Origin of the sequence: Alteromonas nitratireducens, assembly GCF_040812025.1 — a bacterium.
Taxonomy (GTDB): domain Bacteria; phylum Pseudomonadota; class Gammaproteobacteria; order Enterobacterales; family Alteromonadaceae; genus Alteromonas; species Alteromonas nitratireducens.
On record NZ_JBFNPK010000005.1, the window covers coordinates 179,327 to 202,061 of the forward strand.

Below are 22,735 nucleotides of genomic sequence, written 5' to 3' on the forward strand. Positions count from 1 at the left end.
GTTATGAAACTGGACACTGTCCAGCTCCAGAACTTCCGTAATATAGCCAAAACGACGATAGAGCCTGCGCGCGCGCTGACATTAATCTATGGTCGGAATGGCAGCGGTAAATCTTCCTTATTAGAATCGATTTATTATCTTGGGTTTGGCCGTTCGTTCAGAACCAAACGCCACCGGTCAGTAATTCAACATGATGCGGATGCGTTCAGCGTATTTGCCCGTTGTACAGCAGAGTCTAACGAGCGATTTCATGTCGGGCTGTCTCGCGGTGAGGGGAACCAGTTTACCTGCAGTATCAATGGTAACCACTCCCGCCGCCTTGCTGATCTGGTGAGTTTGTTGCCGATACAGCTTTTCACGCCGCAAAGTACCGATCTCATACTGGGGTCTCCGTCTGAGCGCCGACGCTTTATCGACTGGGGATTGTTTCACGTGGAACAGTCTTTTCATTCTTTGTCAGGGCAGTATCAAAAGCTGCTCCGTCACCGCAACGCATTACTTAAGCAACAGGCGAATTTGAGTGCGCCACAACATCAGTTTTGGGAACAGCAATTCATTGAACTTGGCAACGCGCTGACGACGATAAGAGAAGACTATGTAGAGAAACTCACATCACATTTTGCTAGGTTTGCGACAGAATTTTTACCGGAGTTCTCGGTGTCTCTGTCCTATTACAAAGGCTGGGAAAAAGACGCGTCTTTATTAGAAAGCTTGGTTAAAAAGCGTGAGTATGATGGTAAAATAGGACATTCATCTGTCGGGCCACATAAGGCGGATATTCGTCTTCGTATTGATGGTGTAAGTGCACAGGAGATTTTGTCCAGAGGACAGCTTAGAATGGCTGTAGCTGCGTTACAACTGGCGCAAACCTCGTTATTTACGCACTTGTCCGAAAGAAAAAGTATTTTTCTGCTCGATGATGTCGGTGCAGAATTAGACAGTGATAAGCGAGAGCGCTTTATAGACGGATTACTGAATATGGATACTCAGGTGTTCGTAACAGCGATTGAAAAGTCACAGCTCGAATTTATTCAAAAATATAAAGATAAAAAAATGTTTCACGTGGAACATGGAAACGTGAAAGAGGAGTAGAAGCTAGTATGTCAGAGCAGAACAGTTATGACTCGTCCAGTATCAAAGTACTGAAGGGTCTGGATGCGGTACGAAAGCGTCCGGGGATGTACATTGGCGACACGGATGATGGAACCGGTCTACATCACATGGTATTTGAGGTAGTAGATAATTCTATCGATGAAGCCCTTGCGGGTCATTGTTCTGAAATTATCGTACAAATTCATACTGATGGGTCTGTCTCAGTGTCTGACAACGGTCGTGGGATTCCGACGGAGCTTCACCCGGAAGAGGGTGTTTCAGCTGCCGAAGTCATCATGACGGTACTGCACGCTGGCGGTAAGTTTGACGACAATTCCTATAAAGTATCGGGTGGTCTGCACGGTGTAGGGGTGTCGGTTGTAAACGCGTTATCCAGCAAGCTCAAACTTCGCATTCGTCGCGGTGGTAAAACCCACGAACAGGAATATCAGCACGGTGTGCCTCAGGCTCCTCTGTCTGTAATTGGCGAGACTGATAAAACAGGTACCAGCGTACGTTTCTGGCCAAGTGACCAGACGTTCACAAACACCGAATTCCACTATGACATTCTGGCAAAACGTCTGCGCGAACTTTCATTCCTGAACTCTGGTGTATCAATTCGGCTAAAAGATGAACGCGATGGAAAAGAAGACCACTTCATGTATGAAGGTGGGATCCAGGCATTCGTTGAGTATCTGAACGATAAGAAAACGCCTATCCATCAGAAAGTGTTCCATTTTAGTAGTGAGCGTGAAGACGGCATATCGGTGGAAGTAGCAATGCAATGGAACGACAGCTTCCAGGAAAGCATTTTCTGTTTCACCAATAACATTCCGCAGCGCGATGGCGGAACGCATTTGGCGGGATTCAGAGGCGCACTGACACGAACACTGAATAACTACATGGAAACCGAAGGCCTGAATAAAAAGGCCAAGACAAATGCCAGCGGTGACGATGCTCGGGAAGGGTTAACCGCCGTCATTTCGGTAAAGGTTCCTGATCCGAAATTCTCCTCGCAGACCAAAGATAAGCTGGTTTCCTCTGAGGTTAAATCCGCAGTCGAGTCGGCGATGAACGAAAAGCTGTCTGAGTTTCTCATAGAAAACCCGGGTGACAGTAAGGTCATTGCAAACAAAATCATCGATGCAGCACGGGCACGGGAAGCTGCTCGCAAGGCACGCGAGATGACACGCCGGAAAGGCGCACTGGATTTAGCTGGTTTGCCTGGCAAACTCGCTGACTGTCAGGAAAAAGACCCGGCACTTTCTGAACTGTATATCGTGGAGGGTGACTCTGCAGGCGGATCTGCGAAGCAGGGTCGCAACCGTAAAAATCAGGCTATCCTGCCTCTGAAAGGAAAAATCCTGAACGTAGAAAAGGCGCGTTTTGACAAAATGTTGTCTTCACAGGAGGTCGCAACCCTTATTACTGCGCTCGGCTGTGGTATCGGACGAGATGAGTACAACCCGGACAAGCTGCGTTATCACAGCATCATTATTATGACCGATGCGGACGTGGATGGGTCGCATATCCGGACCCTGTTACTTACCTTCTTCTATCGTCAGATGCCGGAAATTATCGAACGCGGGTACGTCTATATCGCTCAGCCGCCGCTGTATAAAGTGAAGAAGGGTAAGCAGGAGCAATACCTCAAAGACGACGATGCACTGACAAACTACCTCACGTCTATCGCACTGGATGGCGCGTCACTGCACACCAGTGATGACGACCCGGGTATTAGTGGTGTCGCGCTGGAATCGTTGATTAAGCAGTATCAATCAGCTGAGAAGATGATTATGAGAATGCGTCGAGTAATGCCGGCTGCCATTCTGTATCGGATGATCTACACACCACCCATTAACCTGTCTGATCTTAAAGATGAGGCTATGCTGGACGGCATTGCGAAGAGCTTTGTTGAACAGTTGAGTGAACGTGAGAACGATGGGGCGACATATCGTTATGAAATTCGTCGTGACAATGAACTCAGTGAGTATTACATCACTATTATCATGCGTATGCATGGCATAGATTACGAGTACAATATTAATCACGACTTTATCGACTCAACGGAATATACGCGCCTCAGAGAGTTGAATAAAGCCATTAATAATATGATGGACAACGACGCATTTGTTCGCCGGAACGAGCGCCAGCAGGCTGTTACGTCATTCAAAGAAGCCCTTGACTGGCTGATGAGTGAGGCGAAGCGTGGTCAGTATATCCAGCGCTATAAAGGGCTGGGTGAGATGAACCCTGAGCAGCTGTGGGAAACGACGATGGATCCCGCAAGCCGCCGCATGTTGCAGGTGACTATCGAGGATGCGATTGCCTGTGATCAGTTGTTCACCACGTTGATGGGTGATCAGGTCGAGCCCCGTAGGGAGTTTATTGAAGCGAATGCGCTTAATGTAGAAAACCTTGACGTCTAAGACAGGGTGAAATTTTAAAAGCCGGGCACCGTTGTCCGGCTTTTTTATTGTTCCACGTGAAACATGAAGGAAGACCAAGCAATGCCCAGTGCTATCCAAAAACTGAGCTTCGCAATACTGATGTCGTTGACACTGTCGGTGTTGATGTCGGGGTGGGTGACATTTATTAATCTGGGAATAACCAGCGACTTCGTCAGTCGATGGATGCATGCGTTTGTTCTGGCATGGCCAGCAGCGTTTATTATCTCGTTTACGCTGGGAGGAAAGGTGAAGGTGATTTCAGATAAACTCAGCAGGGCTATTGAAGCCCGGCACGCAGCGGGCAAAGAGAAGCAGCGCTAGTATTTATCTAGCGCTGTCGTGATATTTGCAGGGCAACCTCGTTACCGCTGGCTGGTGATACAGTAAACCGGTAAACGCCGGTTGTAGAGGGGGTAAACTGGACATTCTGTTGCCCGGGATTACAGACTAAAAATACCGTTGAAGAGACAGAAACCGACTGCCCGGGATATTTAGCACCGCACGTTTGCTGTGGAGTCCAGCTGGCATCTGACAGTCTGAAATCATAGGGTTGGCCGTCAGCAATAAGCTCAACATCGACATACCAGCCGTCAGATGATTCAGAGAACTGAAAGGCGGGTGTTGCTTCCCACCAATTAAAGACGCCACGAAGGTAAAGATTTTTAAAATCAATATCAACGTCGTCATTCATCAGCCCGGGTACAGAAAACTGCCCGCTACTGGAACACGCCGTCAGCCAAACTGACAGCGTCAGAATCAAAACACGTTTAAACATGAAAGTCTCGTTCCTTAAAAAAGCCCATCAGCGGATGGGCTTTTACTCGTTTTAACGTACACGCAACACTCAGGCTTTTGCCAGAAGCGAAATGTCTGCAGTAGTTAAAAACAGTTGTCTTAAGGTCATCAACAAACCAAGACGATTATTACGTACTGCTTCATCGTCAGCCATTACCATAACGTTGTCAAAGAAATTATCGACGACGTCCCGTAACGTCGACAATCGCTCCAGAATCAACGAATAGTTGTGCCCGGCTGCAGCATCATCAATATCGCCTTTAACCTGTCTCAGCGCGTCATAAAGCGCTTTTTCCGCGGGCTCATTAATAATCGACGCATCTATATCAACGTGCTCTGTGATACCCTGTTTTGCAAGAATGTTGGCAACCCGCTTATTAGCTGCTGCCAGGGCCTCTGCCTGCTCCAGCGCTTTAAATGCGGAGACAGCCTTAATGCGCGCCGCATAATCTGCCGGGCGGGTAGGACGACGCGCAGCTACAGCCAGGATGACGTCGGTGCTCACACCCTGGTCCTGCAGCAGTGACACAAAGCGTCCGAGCACGAAGTCGATGACCTGTTCTTTGCAATCCTGATTGGTTAGTCTGGTGCCATACACCTCAACTGCGCGATCAACCAGTTCCTCCAAATCAAGGTCGAGGTTGCTTTCTGCAATAATACGCAATACACCAATAGCAGCGCGGCGAAGTGCAAAAGGATCTTTGTCACCTTTAGGCAGCTGGCCAATGCCAAATATACCCACCAGTGTGTCGAGCTTATCGGCGAGTGATACAGCTGCACTTACCGGCGAGGAGGGTAAACTATCTCCTGCGAAACGAGGCAGATACTGCTCATATAACGCATTAGCAACATCATCGGACTCATTGTCGTTGTGCGCATAATACTTGCCCATTACGCCCTGGACGTCCGGGAATTCCATCACCATCTCGGTCATCAGATCGGTCTTGGACAACAGGCCTGCACGTTGCGCTGCGTCAGTGTCAGCCCCGAGCTTGCCGGCAATAAATGCGGCCATATCTGCCATTCGCTCTGATTTGTCTTTGAGCGTACCCAACTGCTTCTGGAATAGCACGGTCTCAAGAGAGGCAAGGCGGCTTTCCAGTGTCTTTTTCTTGTCACTGTTAAAGAAAAACTCTGCGTCAGCAAGGCGAGGGCGGATGACCTTCTCGTTACCCTGAATTACCTGCGTCGGATCCAGACTTTCAATGTTACTGACAAACAGGAACGTATTCGACAAGCTGCCATCAGTATGTAGCAGCGGGACATACTTCTGATCATCCTTCATCGTATAGATGAGCGCTTCCTTGGGTACCTTGAGAAAACTTTCATCGAAAGACGCCTGGAGCACGACCGGCCACTCAACCAATGATGAAATCTCTTCAAGCAGGCTGTCATCAAAATCTGGCGTGAGTCCGAGCTTCGCTGCGGCGGCGGTCAGTTGCTCTTTGATGTAATCCTTACGGGCAACAAAGTCGGCGATGACATAGTGCTCACGCAGAGCCGTGGCATAATTATCGGCATGGTCAAGTTCAAAACGCGGTTCACCGTGGAATCGGTGACCCTGAACAACACGACCACTTGCCTGACCAAGTGCAGTCAGTGCAATAACCTCACTGCCATACAGCACTGCAAGAGTGTGAACCGGGCGAATAAATTGCGTTGCGTAATTACCCCAGCGCATCGGCTTTGGAATAGGCAGCTTACCGATCGCCTGGTTAAGCAGCGCTTCGAGTAACGCCGAAACAGACTGGCCAGGCACGGATGCTTTGTGGAGCAGCCATTCGCCTTTATCGGTAACCAGACGTTCTGCATCGGCAACGTCAATCCCGTTACCTTTCGCCCAGCCCAGCGCGGCTTTAGTCGGGTTGCCATCAGCATCAAATGCCGCAGAAACAGCGGGCCCACGCTTCTCAACCACCTTGTCCTGCTGACTTTCTTCCAGCGCAGTCACATACACTGCAAGGCGACGCGGTGCCGCAAACCAGCTTACAGTGTCATAGCCTAGTTCCGCCCCATCGAGCGCCTGGGTAAACAATTCGGCAAAACTTTCACCCAGTGTGCGTAATGCTTTTGGTGGTAATTCCTCGGTACCCAGTTCAATCAATAAATTTTCAGTACGCACGCTTATGCCTCCTTTTTGCACAACGGGAAGCCGAGCGCTTCACGGCTTTCGAAATAACGCTCAGCACAGGCTTTGGCAAGCGCTCTTACGCGCAGAATGTAGCGCTGACGCTCCGTCACGGAAATCGCATGACGTGCATCAAGCAGGTTGAATGCATGTGACGCTTTCATCACCTGTTCATATGCAGGTAAAGGCAGGTTCTGTTCAATCAGGGACTGGCTGGCCTGTTCACATTCATCAAATGTGCGGAACAAGGCATCAACTGACGCGTGTTCAAAGTTATAGGCAGACTGCTCAACCTCATTCTGATGGAAAACATCACCATAGGTAACTTTGCCCATCGGGCCGTCAGTCCACACCAAATCATAGATACTGTCCACGCCCTGAACGTACATTGCGAGGCGCTCAAGACCATAGGTAATCTCTCCGGTTACCGGCTTACATTCAAGCCCGCCGACCTGCTGGAAGTAAGTAAACTGCGTTACTTCCATGCCATTCAGCCAGACTTCCCAGCCCAGACCCCAGGCGCCTAACGTAGGCGACTCCCAGTTATCTTCTACAAAGCGAATGTCGTGAACCAATGGATCAAAACCGAGCTCTTTCAGTGAACCCAGATAGAGTTCCTGAATATTATCCGGAGAAGGCTTGAGCATTACCTGAAACTGATAATAGTGCTGAAGACGGTTCGGGTTTTCTCCGTAACGGCCATCAGTGGGGCGCCGGCATGGCTGGACATAGGCACTGCTCATTGGCTCGGGACCCAGTGACCGAAGAAACGTCATTGGATGAAATGTTCCTGCGCCCACTTCCATATCTAATGGCTGAATGATGACGCAGCCTTGTCTGGCCCAGTAGTCCTGAAGCGCCAGAATTAACCCCTGAAAGGTTTTAACATCGTATTTTTGCATACATTCGCTGCTTAAGAGTTATTTAAAGACACAAAGATGGCATAGTATACAATCTGACAGCACTGATATGTAGGTGCAGACGGCTAAAATCCACGCTCAGACCTCGAATAACCGGGCAACAGACAATGACTGATACGACAATACTTCAGCGCTGCACCTGGGTAAGTGACGATGCACGCTATCAACACTACCACGACACAGAGTGGGGGCTTCCGGTTACCGATGATCAGACACTGTTTGCTAAGTTGTGTCTGGACGGTCAGCAGGCAGGATTATCCTGGATCACTATCCTGAAAAAGCAGGAAAACTATGAACGGGCTTTCCATCATTTTAATCCTGACGCCATCGCCGGTATGACGGAACGAGATGTTGAACGGCTGATGCTGGATCCGGGTATCGTCAGAAACCGGCTGAAAATTGAATCTGTTATCCGCAATGCCAGAGCATATTTGCAACTCAGCGAAACACAGTCTTTCAGCGATTTTTTGTGGCAGTTTACTGACGGAAAAACCGTTATTAATGCATGGCAGACATCGGGAGATGCGCCAACCTCAACCGCCGCGTCACGTGCCATGTCTAAAGCCCTGAAGCGCGCCGGATTTAATTTTGTTGGTGAAACAATATGCTATGCCTTTATGCAGGCGGTCGGCATGGTGAACGACCATGAAGTAGGGTGTCACTGCTATCAGCGAGCCTGTGAACTGGCTCGCCGGTAGCATTACGGATAGTTGTCAGAGGGCGTTACAGAAGTCGCGTATTGCTGCAAGCTCTCCAAGTACCCGTGTCTCGTGTTCAGACTCTATCTGTTCGCGCTCACGGTCCTGCTTACGCCGTTCCTGTTTGGTTAAACGCTGACGCGCCTCAAGTATTGGAAACCCGCTAATCGCGACAAATAAATTATGGATATGCGGAAATTGCTGGTCGTACGCCGGGGGCGCCTTGAGGGGCAGGGCATCCAGCAGGTTAACGACCCGGATGGCGCCTTCTGACAAATCGCATTGCTGCTGTTCCATTGCCATTGTGATGGTAATGATACTTTCTTTAATGCGTACAATGCGGGTCTGCCGTGCCGCTTCCTGACGGTCGTTCTGCGCTTTCAGCATAAACAGCAGTTTGCCGGCATAGATGCCCAGGGCAAGAATGATCAGCACACCAAGAATTATCAGGACAGTCCACAACATCGTTACACTCACTGCTTGTAATCATCAATACTGATAGCATCCAGCGACGCCATTGGATCAGTGTCTTCTTCGTCGTCGTCCGATGCGTCAATACCCAGCAACTCGCACAGAATGCGGTGACGCTCCATCTTTTCGTCAACATAGTGCTGTTGCTCACGGGTGAGCTTGTCACCGCTATCCAGCTTATCAAGCAGCGCGATAAGCCTCGCGTCGGCTTCCAGTGCGGCGAGTTCCTCTGACGGCGTCGCATAACGACGTTTCTGTGATGCTGGCGTGGTCTCTGACGCTTTTACCAGGGGAACAGGCTTTTTGCTGCCAGTACGTGGATCCTGGGGGAGTGCTTTACCGCGAGATGCCGGTTTACCACTCTGCTCTACATTATGACGGTTTCCGGCAGGCTTGCCTTTTGGCGCTTTCTTTCGACGAGAAGGCTTCGCGATAGGTTTATGATCGGGGTCTTTGCGTACACCTATCAGACCGATTTTACGGGTTTTCTTTTTGCGTGCCATAAGCCTCAGTTCACGTTAAACAATAATGGCGCATTATAACGTGAAATCAGCCTGTCTTCTGCATTAAAACCACATCCGCAGAGGGGAAAGTCAGGTGGAAGCCATGGGTGTCAGCCCAATACTGAAATGTGGCTTCACTGAAAAAGCTGACATGGGTGGGATCATTCTTATAGTGCCACTGGGCAAAACGCGCTTTGCTGAGCACGCGCTTGGTCATAATGCCCAGCCAGCCCTGTGGAAGGAGTAATGAAGCAAGCAGCGTCAGCTCTTTATGTGGCGTATGAAAGTGTTCGATGGCTTCGCTGCAGGTGATGAAGTCGTATTGCGTCGCAAGGGCTGTATCGTTTTTTGCAAAAAAGGGATCGTAGATCTGCATCTCAAATCCTTTGTCCTGCATTATTTTGGCGAGTAATGGCGCAGGGCCACAGCCAAAATCCAGGCCTTGCTGACCTGGCGTCAATACCGCAGACAAAGGCGCAGCCAGACGAGTTAAAAACCGGGCGTAACCTTCATCTTCCATGACGTTGTTATGCAGGGCGTATTCCGCGATTTCCTGGTCCGCCGAGGGGAGCTGATCAGGTGACACGAAAACTAACTGACAACGCGGGCATTGATAATACGTGCGTCGTTTATCAGTGGCGTAAGGCTCAGAGTGTGAGGTTTGGTTGTCGCAAAGCGGACAGGGAACAGATACAGACATGTCGCACTACCAAGAAAAAAGGTGATGATCTTGCGACCATCACCTTAGTTGTATGAGTGTCAGATGACACCTCTCCCGTTATTTGCACATCAATGTGCTGCAGGCTTCCTTAGCTGTGCTCCCCTTATTGTTTTTTTTCACAGAGCTATTTTATTGTTTTAGGTCTTCCTGACGCTTTATTAGTGTCGTCCCTGGAGCCTTTCTTATTATTATTCTTTGTTGGCGTTCTCCTGAACGCCGAAAACTGACAAAGTAGAATACAGCAATAAGTAGAAATAGCAACAGTTTTTATTACATTTTCTTAACAAACTGTTGCTTAACGCTTTTTTAATGCAATCCGGCGATATAGTTCGACAGAATTTCGATGTCTTCGTCGGTCAGCTTCATGGCAATGTCACGCATCATGCCATTCATATCATTGTGGCGTGTGCCTGCGCGGAAGTTTTTCAGCTGGGCTGCAGTGTACTCTGCATGCTGACCGCTGATGTCAGGGAAGCCAGCCAGACCCATGCCGTTACCCTGTGGTCCGTGACATGCAATACAGGCAGTAATGCCGCGCTCTTCGTCACCACCCTGGTACAGGGCACGACCTGCTTCTACATATTCTTCCGGCGTTTCGCCTGGTTTTTGTTCCTGCGAAGAGAAGTAGGCGGCCAGGTCCATCATATCCTGTTCAGACAGCGGCGCTGCCATACCATTCATCACCGCGTTGTTACGGCCTTCTTCACCGCCGGTCTGAGATGCCAGCTTGAATTCACGTAGCTGTTTTACCAGATACTTCTCGTGCTGACCTGCCAGTTTTGGGTTCATTGCAATAACGCTATTGCCATCTGCACCATGACAGGCGGCACAAACGGCAGACTTCGCTTTGCCTGCTTCAGCATCGCCTTCTGCGAATGCAGTGGCTGACAGACCGAGAGACATACATACCAACAAACACAGTTTTTTCATAATTAATCTCTTAAAAGGATCCAACGGCTCGCGTGATAGTCGTGATATCATTCGTATTTTACACATTTACTGCGCCAGAAAAACCTATTCCATGATAAATCTACGGTTTTATGCGGCTTTTGCGTCAGCGAACCGTCCATTTATCGAAACAGTAAGACAGATTACGAGGCAGCAATGTCCTATTTTACTAACGCAAAATTTGCTATCAGCGCACCCGATATTCGTCACCTGAAGTCAGACGAGGGAATCGAGGTGGCGTTTGCCGGACGCTCTAATGCCGGTAAGTCCAGTGCACTCAATACGCTGACCCGCCAGAAGAACCTGGCGCGTACCAGTAAAACGCCGGGTCGTACCCAAATGATCAATGTGTTCGAACTGGACGAACACCGTCGCCTGGTTGATTTGCCGGGGTATGGTTTTGCTCAGGTGCCCCTGGCAATGAAAAAAAAGTGGCAACAGTCGCTGGGTGAGTATTTACAAAAGCGAACGTCGCTAAAGGGTCTGGTGGTGATGATGGATATCCGGCATCCGTTTAAAGATCTGGACCAGGAGCTGATTCACTGGGCGGTGGCAGCTAACATTCCGGTGCTGGCACTGCTGACAAAAGCTGATAAGTTAAAAAGCGGCAAGCGAAAAGAACAGGTTATGATGGCCAGGGAAGCGGCGATGGCATTTTGTGGTGACGTGACGGTGCATGCTTTCTCATCACTGAATCGAATCGGTCTGCCCGAACTGGAAAGCATCCTGTTGGAATGGCTGGATGTGCCGGTGAAAAAAGAAACGCCCTGAACAATGTCAGGGCGAAAGGACTGAGAGAAAACACATAAAAACTGTAGAAATAGAGTCTGTGTAATCAGAAGAGTTCAAAAAAATTTTTACTTTTTTTTCGAAGGCCTGATTAATTGCCTGTGTAACTGAATTTCAGACATAAAAAAACCCCGACACATGTCGGGGTTAAAGCAAAGGTTTGAAAACAGCTTTCTCACCTCTGTACCCTACGTCAGTAACCGTACCGATTTCAGCGAAAAAAGGCAAGAATTAATGTAATTAAATTACGAAAAAGAGCGGTGTTTCGCGCCGATCTTTGAATTATTGTGTAACCTAATTACATTAGTGCGCTTCGTCCCAGTTGTCTCCGATCCCAGCCTCGACGACCAGTGGCACGGAAAGTGATGCCGCGCTTTCCATGATGGTTTTGATTTTAGGTACATGTGCATCCAGCGCTGAGGTCGCAATTTCGAACACCAGTTCGTCGTGTACCTGCATCATCATGAAGACATCGTCGGCCGCGTTTTCGCGAATCCACTCATCTACCTTAATCATGGCCATTTTAATGATATCTGCGGCTGTACCCTGCATAGGAGCATTAATCGCTGCCCGCTCTGCGCCTTTTCGTCGGGCGCCATTGCTGGCCTTGATGTCAGGCAGATAAAGCCGACGACCAAACACGGTCTCCACATAACCATGTTGCTTCGCCAGCTCACGCGTACTGTCCATATACTCAAGCACGCCTGGGTAACGCTCAAAGTATAAATCCATGTATTTCTGTGCGTCGTTACGCGGAATATTCAGTTGCTTGGACAGTCCAAACGCAGACATGCCGTAAATCAGTCCGAAATTGATGGCTTTGGCGCTGCGGCGCTGTTCTGCCGTGACCTCATTTAACGGGGTGCCAAACACTTCTGATGCTGTGGCTTTATGAATATCTTCACCATGTGAGAATGCATCAAGCAAACCTTTGTCTTTAGACAGGTGCGCCATAATTCGCAGCTCAATCTGAGAATAGTCAGCTGCGACTATCTTAAATCCGTCACGTGGCACGAACGCCTGTCTTACACGTCGCCCGGCGTCATTGCGAATAGGAATATTCTGCAGGTTCGGATCGGTTGATGATAACCGCCCGGTTGCTGTCACTGCCTGATGATAAGACGTATGAACCCGGCCGGTGCGGTGATTAATCATTTTAGGCAGTTTGTCAGTGTAAGTATTTTTGAGCTTGGTCAGGCCACGGTATTCCATGATTTTGTCAGGCAGGGAATAATCAAGCGCCAGTTCCTGAAGCACATCTTCTGACGTAGAAGGGGCGCCTTTGGGCGTCTTCTTGATTACCGGCAGGCCCATCTTGTCGAACAGAATATGCTGAAGCTGTTTGGTCGAGCCCAGGTTAAATGTTTCACCGGCTTCTTCATGCACGGCCTTTTCAAGCTCTGCAATGCGGGTGGCAAGGTCCTGGCTTTGCTGGCGCAGACGCTGACTGTCAATCAGTACGCCTAGCTGTTCCATGCGCGATAATACGCTGGCAAGCGGAACCTCAACGTCGGTGAGTAGCGTTTTCAGCTCCGCTTCTGACTGAAGCTTTTCCCACAGTACATGATGGAGGCGAAGGGTAATGTCGGCATCCTCGGCCGCGTAGGGGCCGGCAGTTTCTATGTCAATCTGATCAAACGTCAGTTGTTTTGCGCCCTTACCCGCAATGTCTTCAAAGTGGATAGTTTTATGCCCAAGGTAGGCCAGTGCCAGCGAGTCCATGTCATGGCGGGTTGCCGTGCTGTTCAATACGTAAGACTCCAGCATGGTATCAAAGGCAATGCCCTGCAGGTTGATGCCATAATTCGCCAGTACATTTTTGTCATACTTAATATGCTGACCTACTTTGAGGTGCTTGTCTGATTCCAGTAATGGTTTCAGGGCGGCGAGCACCCAGTCGCGGTCAAGCTGTTCAGGTGCATCCGGATAGCTGTGAGCGACCGGCACATAAGCGGCTTCGCCCGGTGTTACGCAAAAAGAGACACCGACAATTTCAGCCTCCATGTAATTCAGGCTGGTAGTCTCGGTATCAAAGGCGAACAGTGTCGCGTCTGACAGCTTATCCAGCCACGCAGTAAACTCGTCCTGGCTGAAAATAGTGGTATAACCCGAAGCATCGATATCCTGCGGTGTGACGGTTTCTTCGGACGTATCCATATCGTTGGTCGTTGCGGCAGGCGCTGGCTGCGTCGCATTACCGGTGACCTCGGCATGCCAGCGTTTGAATTCGTATTCAGCAAACAGCGTCGACAGTGCCTCATTATCGGCGCTGGCAGGGGTCAGCTTTTCGATATCGTAGTCAATATCAAGATCAACGCTGATAGTAGCAAGCCTGTAGGATAGTCGCGCCTGCTCTTCATATTCCTGCATTTTTGCCGCCATGGTTTTGCTGCCGCGGAACGACAGATCAGCAATCTTATCCAGGTTGTTATAAATTGCATCAATACCGCCGATACCGTTGAGCATAGCCTGTGCGCTCTTGTCTCCCACACCGGGCACGCCGGGTATGTTGTCAACCTTATCGCCTTTTAATGCCAGAAAGTCGATCACCAGCTCGGGAGGAATACCGAACTTTTCCTTCACTGTTTCTTCATCCATGATTTGGTTGGTCATGGTATTGATCAGCGTGACATGGTCATCCACCAGCTGTGCCATGTCTTTGTCGCCGGTACTGATTAGCGTGTTATAGCCTTTTTCTGTCGCCCGTTTTGCCAGCGTGCCAATCACATCGTCCGCCTCAACGCCCGGCTCGATGATCAGCGGCAGCCCCATGGCTCTGATAATATCGTGTAACGGGGCGATCTGGCTGGCCAGTTCGGCCGGCATAGGCGGGCGGTTAGCCTTATATTCTTTGTAAATGTCATCGCGAAAGGTTTTTCCCTTCGCATCAAAAATGACAGCCATATGGGTCGGCTGGTATTGTTTGATCAGGCTCTTGAGCATGTTAACAACACCGTAGATCGCGCCGGTATCCTGACCTTTTGAGTTGGTCAGTGGCGGAAGTCCGTGGAAAGCGCGAAAAAGGTAGGACGATCCATCGACAAGAATAAAAGGAGATGCGTTCGACATAACGTGTTCAGGTTAACTTGGTTGAATTGGGAAGAAGGATGCCACAGGGGGGATCGTAACGCTACCATAGAGCACGTCTTTCGATCACAGGCTGTGGATAACTTTGTGATCTTTTTTTCACGCAACAGCGACATCTGATCGCAAGAGAAGTTTGTGATCAGTCCGAAACTAAGAAATTTAAAGGTATTGAGAGAATTTACTACGAAGCAAAAGTGACGCTTGCCATTCCCTGGCGCTGTGGATAAATGACGACGGCTGAATAGCCCAATTACCACAGCGGTCAGCTAATGTAGCATACTCACAAAAAATGCCAATACGTAATGTTAAGAACTTTTTCTTTGGCACGAATAAATTAGTTGGTTAAAAATTGCATAAGCACAGAACAGGCAGGAGGAATTATGAAAAAAGTAGCAGTCATACTAAGTGGTTGTGGTGTGTTCGACGGGGCTGAGATTTATGAGACGGTGATTTCGCTGCTGGCAATCCGTCACAATGGCGCACAATACCAGTGTTTTGCACCGGACAAAATGCAACTGCATGTGGTAAATCACCTGACCGGTGAGGTGATGGAAGGGGAGCAGCGCAACGTACTTGTTGAAGCGGCCAGAATTGCGCGGGGAGACATTAAACCGGTATCAGCATGTGATGCGAATGAATTTGACGCCCTGATCCTGCCTGGCGGTTTTGGTGCGGCGAAAAATCTGTGTACCTTTGCTGTAGATGGCCCGGACTGCTCGGTTGATGAGGATGTCGCCGCGGTGTGTAAGGCGTTTGCTGATGCGAGAAAGCCGGCAGGTTATGCGTGTATCGCACCTGCACTGGCAGCCAGTATTTACGGCAATGGTGTCAAACTTACTATTGGTAATGATCAGGACACCGCCGCTGGTGTTAACCAGCTGGGGGCGACGCATGTTGACTGTGATGTCGATGATGTCGTTATTGATACCGATGCAAAACTGGTAACAACACCGGCGTATATGCTGGCAAGCGATATCCTCGAGGCACAGGCGGGGTTAAACAAGATGGTTGAGACTGTGCTGGCGATGAAATAACAGGTAGTATGTACATGCCGGTTTGTCTGCAGCAGGCCGGCATGAAGAATAATCCTAAGGCTGCTGACAGCCAGCAACAATAAAAAGGCTTAACGGAACATGCACTATCGTGCAATTGTGCGCATTCTGGGACTACTGGTCGCTCTGTTCAGCGTTACCATGATCCCGCCCGCTTTAGTATCGCTGATCTACCAGGACGGGAGTGGACTGCCATTTATCCTTGCCTTCATTCTGTGTGTATTCACCGGTCTGTCGTTATGGTATCCCCATCGTGACTTTAAACGCGATCTGCGAGCACGTGACGGGTTTCTGATTGTTGCCCTGTTCTGGACCGTACTGGCCAGCTTTGGTGCTATCCCGTTTGTCTTACTTGAGCAGCCTTCGATGTCAGTCACGGATGCCTTCTTTGAAGCGTTTTCCGGATTAACCACCACCGGCGCAACGGTCATTGAGGGTATCGAGTTTTTACCTCACTCTGTCCAGTTTTACCGACAGCAGCTGCAGTGGTTCGGGGGGATGGGGATCATCGTACTGGCCGTTGCCATTCTTCCCGTGCTTGGGGTAGGGGGCATGCAGCTTTATCGTGCGGAAACCCCGGGGCCTGTTAAAGATTCCAAAATGACGCCGCGTATCGCCGATACCGCCAAGCATCTGTGGTACATCTATCTGTCGATTACCGTGGCGTGTACCGTGGCATTCTGGCTGGCCGGTATGGACTGGTTTGACGCCGTCTGCCATGCCTTTTCGACTGTAGCAATTGGTGGCTTCTCTACGCATGACGCCAGTCTGGGTTATTTTAACAGTCCGGCGGTTAATGCGGTGTGCACCTTCTTTTTGCTGCTCTCCGCGCTGAATTTCGCATTGCACTATGCTGCCGTTAGCAGCCGGTCACTGAAAGCCTACTATACCGATCCGGAATTCAAAGCCTTTTTCGTTATTCAGGCGTCGCTGATTGTTATCTGCTTCCTGGTGCTGACGCTGACCGGCTATTACACCTCGGCCGAAACAGCACTCGATCAGGCGATGATTCAGGCCGTCTCAATCAGTACCACTGCCGGATTCGCAACAACAGACTTTTCTGCCTGGCCTTCCTTTTTGCCCATACTGCTGATTTTTTCAAGTTTTATCGGCGGCTGTGCAAGCTCGACCGGTGGGGGACTGAAAGTTATACGGGTTTACCTGCTGTTCTTGCAGGGTAAGCGTGAGGTAGACAGGCTGGTTCACCCTAAAGCGGTCTATTCGGTAAAACTGGGCGAGCGTGCCATGCCTGACCGGGTTGTCGAAGCCGTATGGGGCTTCTTCTCCGCGTATGCCATCGTGTTTGTCATCATTATGATAGGCCTTATCGCCACCGGACTGGATAATCTGACCGCGTTTACCGCCACCGCCGCCACACTGAACAACCTGGGGCCGGGGTTGGGGGAGGTTGCTACCACCTATGCCAGTGTGTCTGACAGTGGTAAATGGCTGCTGGTGCTGGCCATGCTGTTTGGCCGGCTTGAAGTATTTTCGCTGCTGGTGTTGTTCTCACCCACTTTCTGGCGCGGTTAACCATGAAAAAAGGCTGCCAATGCAGCCTTTTTTATTATCCAAAGAAAAAGGCACTCGGCTGGAACAGTTTTTCCACATCGCCAATGTATTTCTTGTCCACCAAAAACAAAATAACGTGATCGTTGGCTTCAATTACGGTGTCACTGTGGGCAATGATGACCTGATCGTCGCGGACAACAGCACCGATGGTGGTACCTGGAGGCAGCTTAATGTCGCCTATTTGCTTACCCACCACCTTCGATGTGTTTTCGTCACCGTGGGCAATTGCTTCTATCGCTTCTGCGGCACCACGGCGAAGTGAGTACACATTAACAATATCGCCACGACGGACATGGGTGAGCAGAGCAGAGATGGTGGCCTGCTGTGGCGAGAAGGCAATATCAATTTCGCCGCCCTGAACCAAATCCACATACGCGCTGCGCTGGATCAGTACCATCGCTTTCTGGGCGCCCATCCGTTTTGCCAGCATCGCGGACATAATATTCGCTTCGTCGTCATTGGTAACCGCAATAAATGCGTCAACCTGTTCCACGTTCTCTTCGCTCAGCAGTTCAGAGTCTGAGGCGTCACCACAAAAGACGATGGTGTTGTCCAGATGGGCCGACAGATACTGCGCACGCTCCGGATTACTCTCTATCAGTTTTACATTGTGCTTATGCTCGAGCCGCTTCGCGAGGCCTGCACCAATCAGACCGCCACCGGCAATCATGACACGTTTATAGCTTGATTCGAGCTTCTGCAATTCGCTCATTACGGCACGAATATGCTTGGTCGCGGCAATGAAGAACACTTCGTCGTCGGCTTCAATGACCGTGGTACCCAGCGGCCTGATAGGCCGTCCGCGCCGGTAAATGGCAGCAACCCGGGTTTCCACGTTTGGCATATGATCTTTCAGCGCAGACAAGGCATGACCTACCAGCAAGCCACCATAATAGGCTTTCACGGCAACCAGGCTGGCTTTGCCATCGGCAAACTCAACCACCTGCAACGCGCCCGGGTAGTCAATCAGACGCTTAATCGCTTTCGTCACTAGTTGTTCGGGAGCAATAATATGGTCAACCGGAATATCTTCCTGTTTATACAGTTGCTCCTGATAGATGATGTACTGTTCTGAGCGTACGCGGGCGATTTTGGTCGGTGTCTTAAACAAACTGTAAGCAACCTGACAGGCCAGCATGTTGCTCTCGTCACTGTTGGTAACCGCAATCAGCATGTCGGCATCTTCTGCGCCGGCCTTTTTCAGCACGTCGGGGTGTGAGCCAACACCGGTAACAACCTGAAGATCAAGACGGTCCTGCAGTGCGCGCAGTATGGTTGGGTCCGAATCGATGACGGTGATTTCGTTTTTCTCACCCACCAGGTTTTCCGCCAGTGTTCCACCAACCTGACCGGCACCGAGAATGATGATCTTCATGATGCAGTGTCACCCTTATTACTGATTTCTTTCGACTTTATCAGCCTGGCGTAATAGAAACCATCCATTTCTGACTGGCCCGGCAGAATTTGACGGCCTGGCTGAGACGTCGTGTCCTTGTCTGTTAATGGCAGATGTTGTGCATCATTATGGCGGCGAATAAAGTCGGCGATCTGCGCGCTGTTCTCTTCGGGAAGTATTGAGCAGGTGGCATAAAGCAGTGTGCCTCCGGGTGACAATAGCGGCCACAATGTTTCCAGCATCATTCGTTGTATCTCAACAAGCTGTGCAATATCCGCTTTTTTACGATGCCAGCGAATATCCGGATGACGACGAATCACCCCGGTAGCAGAACACGGTGCATCAAGCAGGATCCGGTCAAACAACCGGCCGTCATGCCAGGCCTCAGGGGTAAGTGCATCCGCACAGGTCACGGTCACGCTATCGGTGAGGCCGAGTCGCTGCAGATTCTCACGCACCCGCTGAAGACGTACCTCACTGTTATCCAGCGCAAGGATAAGCGCTGCGTCAGGGCAGCGCTGTGCCACGTGCGCGGTTTTTCCGCCCGGCGCAGCGCAGCAATCGAGTACCCGTTCACCCGGCTGTGCGTCCAGATAATACGCAGCCAGTTGCGCTGCGCCATCCTGCACCGCGAACCAGCCATCGTCATAGCCGGGCAATCCCGGGATATCGCAACGCTGGTTCAGGATGAGACCATCGGGTGTCTGCTCAGGCACCGTGTAACTAATGCCGGCATCAGATAAATGCTGGCAAAATGCATCACGTGTTATTTTCAGAGTATTAACGCGCAGCCAGACCGGGCCCGGTCGATTCATATTGGCCAGAATGTCTGCCTGCTCACCGGGGTAGTGTGTGGTAATCGTGTCGAACAACCATTTGGGCAGGCCGCTCTCAATCAGCGGATCAGTGCTGGGTGATGCGCCGAGTTCGCGACGCATGAAGTTGCGCATGACCGCATTAACCAGCCCCTTCAGGCCTGGCGCACCCAATGCCTGGGTTGCATTAACGGTTTCTGATACCGCGGCATGTTCTGCAACCCGGCTGAAAGCAAGCTGATAAAAGCCCACCAGCAACAAATGCTCAATGATTTTTTTATCGCCCTTTAGCGGTTTGTCCAGCAGGTCACGCAGCCAGAGTTGCAGCTGCGGCAGACGCCTGAGCACGCCAAACGCCATTTCCTGGATCCAGGCATTATTCTGATGAGAATGGCGTGACTGAACCTGCGCCAGACAATCCCGGCTGGAGCGGCCCTCTTCCAGAATCTGGTAGAGCAGCCACGCGCAGTCGGCGCGCAAATCCGGACGTTTGGGCAGCGTCGGTGTTGATGGTTTACGCATTGTCAGCAGGTCCGTTTAGCACCGTACCAACCTGAAACCAGTCTGCCCGTGCATTGAGCACGTCGGCAACAGGCAACGCCTTTTTACCGGGAATTTGTAAACGGGTCAGCCGGATCGCTTTACCGTCTCCGGTGGCGACGCAAATTCCCTGTTTGTCGGCAGTCAGGATAGTGCCTGGCGTTGCCGTTGTGGTCAGGTCGGCAATACCGGCTTCCCACACTTTGATATTATTGTCGTTGGCAATAAACCAGGCCATTGGCCAGGGGTTAAACGCCCTGACATTTCGCTCCAGCTGCTCGGCGTTCATTGACCAGTCAATCTGCGCTTCCTGTTTAGACAGTTTTTTCGCGTAGGTTGCCAGATGGTCGTCCTGCGGCACGGGTGTCAGCCCTGGTATGCTGTGAACCGCGTCAACCAGTGCCTTCGGGCCTAACTCGGCCAGCTTGTCGTACAAAGAGGCACTGGTGTCAGTCTCCCCAATGGCAAGTGTGGCAACCGACAGCATCGGACCGGTATCCAGACCTTCATCCATTTGCATAATGGTAACGCCGGTTTCCTTGTCGCCTGCCCAGATAGCGCGCTGAATAGGGGCGGCACCCCGCCAGCGGGGCAGTACCGAACCGTGCACATTAATACACCCGTAGCGGGGACTGTCGAGTACGGCTTTGGGCAAAAGCAGACCGTACGCAACCACAATCATCAGATCGGCGTCGAAGTTGGCCAGCGCCGCCTGGGCATCTTTATCTTTCAGCGACGGGGGCTGCATGACAGGGATATTATGCTGTTCAGCCAGCACCTTTACCGGACTTGGGGTTAGTTTCTTACCACGGCCGGCAGGGCGATCGGGCTGAGTGTACGCCGCAATCACCTGACAGTCGGCATCAATCAGCGCCTGTAAATGCGAAGCGGCAAAATCCGGCGTACCGGCAAAAATAATTCGAAGAGGTGAGGTCACATCAGGCCTTAGGCGCGTGCCGCCAGTCGAGCTTCTTTTTCCAGCTTTTTGCGGATACGCTGGCGCTTGAGCGGTGACAGGTAATCCACAAAGAGTTTTCCTTTCAGGTGATCAAGTTCGTGCTGAATACAAATAGCCAGCAGTCCGTCGGCGTCCAGTTCGAAGGTTTCGCCGTGCTCGTTAAGCGCTTTGACTGTCACCGATTCGGCGCGCTCAACTTTGGCATAATTTCCCGGAACGGACAGGCAGCCTTCTTCGCTGATGGTAGAACCTTCACGACGAATGATCTCGGGGTTGATGAATACCCTGGGCTCATTCTGCTCTTCAGACACATCCATCACTACCACCTGAACATGGCGGTCAACCTGCGTTGCGGCAAGGCCAATGCCTTTCTCGTCGCGCATGGTTTCAAACATATCAGCGACAAGCTGACGAATGCTGTCGTCAACCTGCTCAACGGGCTGTGCGACCGTTCGTAGCCGCTCGTCAGGAAAGTTCAGTACTTCTAATATTGCCATTTGACGCTCTTAAACACCTGTTCTGTGTATAAATTCATATACGATCCAATTGCCAGCACTATTTACAGTGCCACTTTAGGTACTATTCTAACGTATATTGGATAATTATAGGACACGGAATATGACTCAAGTTATCCGTGTCGATAACAGATATAATACCATTGCTCGAAAATTCAACAGAAGGGCCCGGCAGCGATGCTGCGTGGGTAGTGACAGGTTTATGGATCGTCTCAAATCATTAGGGGTACTTTTAACGGCATTGATACTGTTTGTGTCTGCCCAGGTGGCTGCTGTCGAGCTGAAAGAAGGCGCACCGGAAACGTACACGGTAAAAAAGAACGACACCCTGTGGGATATTGCCAGTCTGTTCCTTGAGAAACCCTGGCTGTGGCCACAGCTTTGGCGGAACAATACACAAATTCAGAACCCGCATCTTATTTATCCGGGCGATATCATTACCATTCGGTACATTGAGGGCGAACCGGTTATCGAGGTGGTGCGCGAGAAAAGCCGTATGGTATTAACGCCAGGCATGGATAAACGCACCAAAGTTGCCCCGATTGACGTACTCGACTGGTCAACTATCGCACCCTACATCCGCCATCATGCCTTTCTTGATGAAGACGAGTATGAACGTTTGCCTCACCTGTTAGGAAATCACGCTGGTGGTGCGCAGTTTATCAGCGACGACCTTGTGCTGAGCCGTCGTCAGGGCCGGCCCGACGAACAGTATCGGGTAGTGCGTAAGCAGGGTAACATCGAAAACATGGACGGTGAGATGCTGGGTGTTCAGGTACTCCATATTGCCGATGCCAAAATGGTAGAAGACCGCAGTCTCTCCCAGTGGCTGGTAAAAGTGGAAGAATCTAATCAGGAAGCCCGTCGCGGTGACCGCCTGTTGCCCGGCATGCCTGAGGTACCAGACCAGTTGGAACTGATGCCAGCAGACGACCAGCGCGGATACGTAGTGGGCAGTTTGCATGAGCATACCCTGCTGGGTAAACACAATATTGTGATTGTCGATGTTGGTCGCGCCGACGTAAGTCCTGGCACCGTTATGGGAATTTACCAGCAGGGACCGGACATTATTGACGGCGAAACACCACAATATGCTGATGAAACCGGTGTGTTGCGCAGCGTATTTAATGACGGCTCAACCGTGAAGCAGCCTGCTATGAAAATTGGCGAGCTGATCATTTTCAATACATTTAATAATGTGAGCTACGGCATTATCACGCGGGCCAGTGAGTTGGTGAAACGCGGCGCTATCGTCGCCAACCCCTGACGTCTCTGCCGTATCTCT

General features: G+C 50.6%; 20 protein-coding genes. 8 read left to right on the forward strand and 12 right to left on the reverse strand.

The features are described from left to right. The first annotated feature begins 3 nt into the window (after window positions 1-3). The 3 genes from recF (at window position 4) to AB1N33_RS06905 (ending at window position 3,863) form a co-directional block, all read left to right on the forward strand. Window positions 4-1,092 carry a DNA replication/repair protein RecF gene (recF, locus tag AB1N33_RS06895; RefSeq protein ID WP_411270807.1) on the forward strand — a complete coding sequence of 363 codons (1,089 nt, stop codon included), beginning with the start codon at window positions 4-6 and terminating at the stop codon, window positions 1,090-1,092. Window positions 1,093-1,100: 8 nt separating this feature from the next. Further along, entirely contained in the window at window positions 1,101-3,521 is a 2,421-nt protein-coding gene (gyrB, locus tag AB1N33_RS06900; protein WP_411270808.1) for a DNA topoisomerase (ATP-hydrolyzing) subunit B, read from the forward strand. Window positions 3,522-3,602: 81 nt separating this feature from the next. Continuing rightward, window positions 3,603-3,863, forward strand: coding sequence for a DUF2798 domain-containing protein (locus tag AB1N33_RS06905; protein WP_411270809.1), 261 nt, complete (start codon window positions 3,603-3,605; stop codon window positions 3,861-3,863). 7 nt (window positions 3,864-3,870) lie between these two features. Here the strand turns inward: AB1N33_RS06905 and AB1N33_RS06910 are convergent, their stop codons facing one another. From AB1N33_RS06910 to glyQ, 3 genes are all read right to left on the reverse strand, one after another. Next, window positions 3,871-4,317, reverse strand: a complete 447-nt coding sequence (locus AB1N33_RS06910) for an early set domain-containing protein (RefSeq protein WP_411270810.1) — start codon at window positions 4,315-4,317, stop codon at window positions 3,871-3,873. Window positions 4,318-4,386: 69 nt separating this feature from the next. Then, entirely contained in the window at window positions 4,387-6,459 is a 2,073-nt protein-coding gene (glyS, locus tag AB1N33_RS06915) for a glycine--tRNA ligase subunit beta (protein WP_411270811.1), read from the reverse strand. Window positions 6,460-6,461: 2 nt separating this feature from the next. Further along, window positions 6,462-7,367, reverse strand: a complete 906-nt coding sequence (gene glyQ, locus AB1N33_RS06920) for a glycine--tRNA ligase subunit alpha (protein ID WP_411270812.1) — start codon at window positions 7,365-7,367, stop codon at window positions 6,462-6,464. A 125-nt stretch (window positions 7,368-7,492) separates the two neighbouring features. Here glyQ and AB1N33_RS06925 point away from each other — a divergent pair, with 125 nt between their 5' ends. Next, the gene (locus AB1N33_RS06925) at window positions 7,493-8,083 is read left to right on the forward strand and encodes a DNA-3-methyladenine glycosylase I (protein WP_411270813.1); all 591 of its coding nucleotides are present in this window, start codon (window positions 7,493-7,495) and stop codon (window positions 8,081-8,083) included. A gap of 15 nt (window positions 8,084-8,098) precedes the next feature. Here the strand turns inward: AB1N33_RS06925 and AB1N33_RS06930 are convergent, their stop codons facing one another. The 4 genes from AB1N33_RS06930 to AB1N33_RS06945 all read right to left on the reverse strand — a co-directional run bounded on the left by AB1N33_RS06930 (window position 8,099) and on the right by AB1N33_RS06945 (window position 10,708). Next, complete coding sequence (locus tag AB1N33_RS06930; RefSeq protein ID WP_411270814.1) at window positions 8,099-8,548, reverse strand: DUF2489 domain-containing protein; 450 nt, start codon at window positions 8,546-8,548, stop codon at window positions 8,099-8,101. An 8-nt stretch (window positions 8,549-8,556) separates the two neighbouring features. Further along, window positions 8,557-9,057, reverse strand: a complete 501-nt coding sequence (yihI, locus tag AB1N33_RS06935; protein WP_411270815.1) for a Der GTPase-activating protein YihI — start codon at window positions 9,055-9,057, stop codon at window positions 8,557-8,559. A gap of 46 nt (window positions 9,058-9,103) precedes the next feature. Continuing rightward, entirely contained in the window at window positions 9,104-9,757 is a 654-nt protein-coding gene (locus AB1N33_RS06940; protein WP_411270816.1) for a class I SAM-dependent methyltransferase, read from the reverse strand. 327 nt (window positions 9,758-10,084) lie between these two features. Beyond that, window positions 10,085-10,708, reverse strand: coding sequence for a c-type cytochrome (locus AB1N33_RS06945; protein WP_411270817.1), 624 nt, complete (start codon window positions 10,706-10,708; stop codon window positions 10,085-10,087). 174 nt (window positions 10,709-10,882) lie between these two features. Between AB1N33_RS06945 and yihA the strand changes: the two genes are divergently transcribed. Next, a complete protein-coding gene (gene yihA / locus AB1N33_RS06950) occupies window positions 10,883-11,497 on the forward strand; it encodes a ribosome biogenesis GTP-binding protein YihA/YsxC (protein ID WP_411270818.1) in 615 nt (204 codons plus the stop codon). A 321-nt stretch (window positions 11,498-11,818) separates the two neighbouring features. On the opposite strand, the gene polA is transcribed toward yihA, so the two are convergent. After that, window positions 11,819-14,584 carry a DNA polymerase I gene (gene polA, locus AB1N33_RS06955; RefSeq protein ID WP_411270819.1) on the reverse strand — a complete coding sequence of 922 codons (2,766 nt, stop codon included), beginning with the start codon at window positions 14,582-14,584 and terminating at the stop codon, window positions 11,819-11,821. Between the two features lie 398 nt (window positions 14,585-14,982). On the opposite strand from polA, the gene elbB reads away from it, so the two are divergent. Together elbB and AB1N33_RS06965 are read left to right on the forward strand one after the other, a co-directional pair. Further along, a complete protein-coding gene (elbB, locus tag AB1N33_RS06960; RefSeq protein WP_411270820.1) occupies window positions 14,983-15,636 on the forward strand; it encodes an isoprenoid biosynthesis glyoxalase ElbB in 654 nt (217 codons plus the stop codon). Window positions 15,637-15,735: 99 nt separating this feature from the next. Then, window positions 15,736-17,187 (forward strand): TrkH family potassium uptake protein, encoded by a 1,452-nt coding sequence (locus AB1N33_RS06965; RefSeq protein WP_411270821.1) that lies wholly within the window; start codon window positions 15,736-15,738, stop codon window positions 17,185-17,187. A gap of 34 nt (window positions 17,188-17,221) precedes the next feature. Here the strand turns inward: AB1N33_RS06965 and trkA are convergent, their stop codons facing one another. Genes trkA through def form a run of 4 tightly spaced genes read right to left on the reverse strand, consistent with a single transcriptional unit; the run spans window position 17,222 to window position 21,432 of the window. Then, window positions 17,222-18,601: a Trk system potassium transporter TrkA gene (trkA, locus tag AB1N33_RS06970; RefSeq protein WP_411270822.1), complete on the reverse strand. Its 1,380-nt coding sequence runs from the start codon at window positions 18,599-18,601 to the stop codon at window positions 17,222-17,224. Continuing rightward, window positions 18,598-19,959, reverse strand: a complete 1,362-nt coding sequence (rsmB, locus tag AB1N33_RS06975; protein WP_411270823.1) for a 16S rRNA (cytosine(967)-C(5))-methyltransferase RsmB — start codon at window positions 19,957-19,959, stop codon at window positions 18,598-18,600. The genes trkA and rsmB overlap by 4 nt, the downstream gene beginning before the upstream one ends. After that, window positions 19,952-20,914, reverse strand: a complete 963-nt coding sequence (fmt, locus tag AB1N33_RS06980; RefSeq protein WP_411270824.1) for a methionyl-tRNA formyltransferase — start codon at window positions 20,912-20,914, stop codon at window positions 19,952-19,954. Before fmt ends, rsmB begins: the two co-directional genes overlap by 8 nt. 8 nt (window positions 20,915-20,922) lie before the next feature. After that, a complete protein-coding gene (def, locus tag AB1N33_RS06985; protein ID WP_411270825.1) occupies window positions 20,923-21,432 on the reverse strand; it encodes a peptide deformylase in 510 nt (169 codons plus the stop codon). Window positions 21,433-21,652: 220 nt separating this feature from the next. Between def and AB1N33_RS06990 the strand changes: the two genes are divergently transcribed. After that, window positions 21,653-22,717, forward strand: coding sequence for a LysM peptidoglycan-binding domain-containing protein (locus AB1N33_RS06990; protein WP_411270826.1), 1,065 nt, complete (start codon window positions 21,653-21,655; stop codon window positions 22,715-22,717). The last annotated feature ends 18 nt before the right edge of the window (window positions 22,718-22,735 follow it).

Excerpts from the sequence above, each read along its gene's own strand:
- AB1N33_RS06925 (WP_411270813.1), top strand. The coding sequence starts at position 7,493 with ATGACTGATACGACAATACTTCAGCGCTGCACCTGGGTAAGTGACGAT.
- rsmB (WP_411270823.1), bottom strand. The coding sequence starts at position 19,959 with ATGCGTAAACCATCAACACCGACGCTGCCCAAACGTCCGGATTTGCGC.
- trkA (WP_411270822.1), bottom strand. The coding sequence starts at position 18,601 with ATGAAGATCATCATTCTCGGTGCCGGTCAGGTTGGTGGAACACTGGCG.
- AB1N33_RS06910 (WP_411270810.1), bottom strand. The coding sequence starts at position 4,317 with ATGTTTAAACGTGTTTTGATTCTGACGCTGTCAGTTTGGCTGACGGCG.
- polA (WP_411270819.1), bottom strand. The coding sequence starts at position 14,584 with ATGTCGAACGCATCTCCTTTTATTCTTGTCGATGGATCGTCCTACCTT.
- AB1N33_RS06965 (WP_411270821.1), top strand. The coding sequence starts at position 15,736 with ATGCACTATCGTGCAATTGTGCGCATTCTGGGACTACTGGTCGCTCTG.
- elbB (WP_411270820.1), top strand. The coding sequence starts at position 14,983 with ATGAAAAAAGTAGCAGTCATACTAAGTGGTTGTGGTGTGTTCGACGGG.
- def (WP_411270825.1), bottom strand. The coding sequence starts at position 21,432 with ATGGCAATATTAGAAGTACTGAACTTTCCTGACGAGCGGCTACGAACG.
- AB1N33_RS06940 (WP_411270816.1), bottom strand. The coding sequence starts at position 9,757 with ATGTCTGTATCTGTTCCCTGTCCGCTTTGCGACAACCAAACCTCACAC.
- yihA (WP_411270818.1), top strand. The coding sequence starts at position 10,883 with ATGTCCTATTTTACTAACGCAAAATTTGCTATCAGCGCACCCGATATT.
- recF (WP_411270807.1), top strand. The coding sequence starts at position 4 with ATGAAACTGGACACTGTCCAGCTCCAGAACTTCCGTAATATAGCCAAA.
- AB1N33_RS06930 (WP_411270814.1), bottom strand. The coding sequence starts at position 8,548 with ATGTTGTGGACTGTCCTGATAATTCTTGGTGTGCTGATCATTCTTGCC.
- yihI (WP_411270815.1), bottom strand. The coding sequence starts at position 9,057 with ATGGCACGCAAAAAGAAAACCCGTAAAATCGGTCTGATAGGTGTACGC.
- AB1N33_RS06905 (WP_411270809.1), top strand. The coding sequence starts at position 3,603 with ATGCCCAGTGCTATCCAAAAACTGAGCTTCGCAATACTGATGTCGTTG.
- AB1N33_RS06990 (WP_411270826.1), top strand. The coding sequence starts at position 21,653 with ATGGATCGTCTCAAATCATTAGGGGTACTTTTAACGGCATTGATACTG.
- gyrB (WP_411270808.1), top strand. The coding sequence starts at position 1,101 with ATGTCAGAGCAGAACAGTTATGACTCGTCCAGTATCAAAGTACTGAAG.
- AB1N33_RS06945 (WP_411270817.1), bottom strand. The coding sequence starts at position 10,708 with ATGAAAAAACTGTGTTTGTTGGTATGTATGTCTCTCGGTCTGTCAGCC.
- glyQ (WP_411270812.1), bottom strand. The coding sequence starts at position 7,367 with ATGCAAAAATACGATGTTAAAACCTTTCAGGGGTTAATTCTGGCGCTT.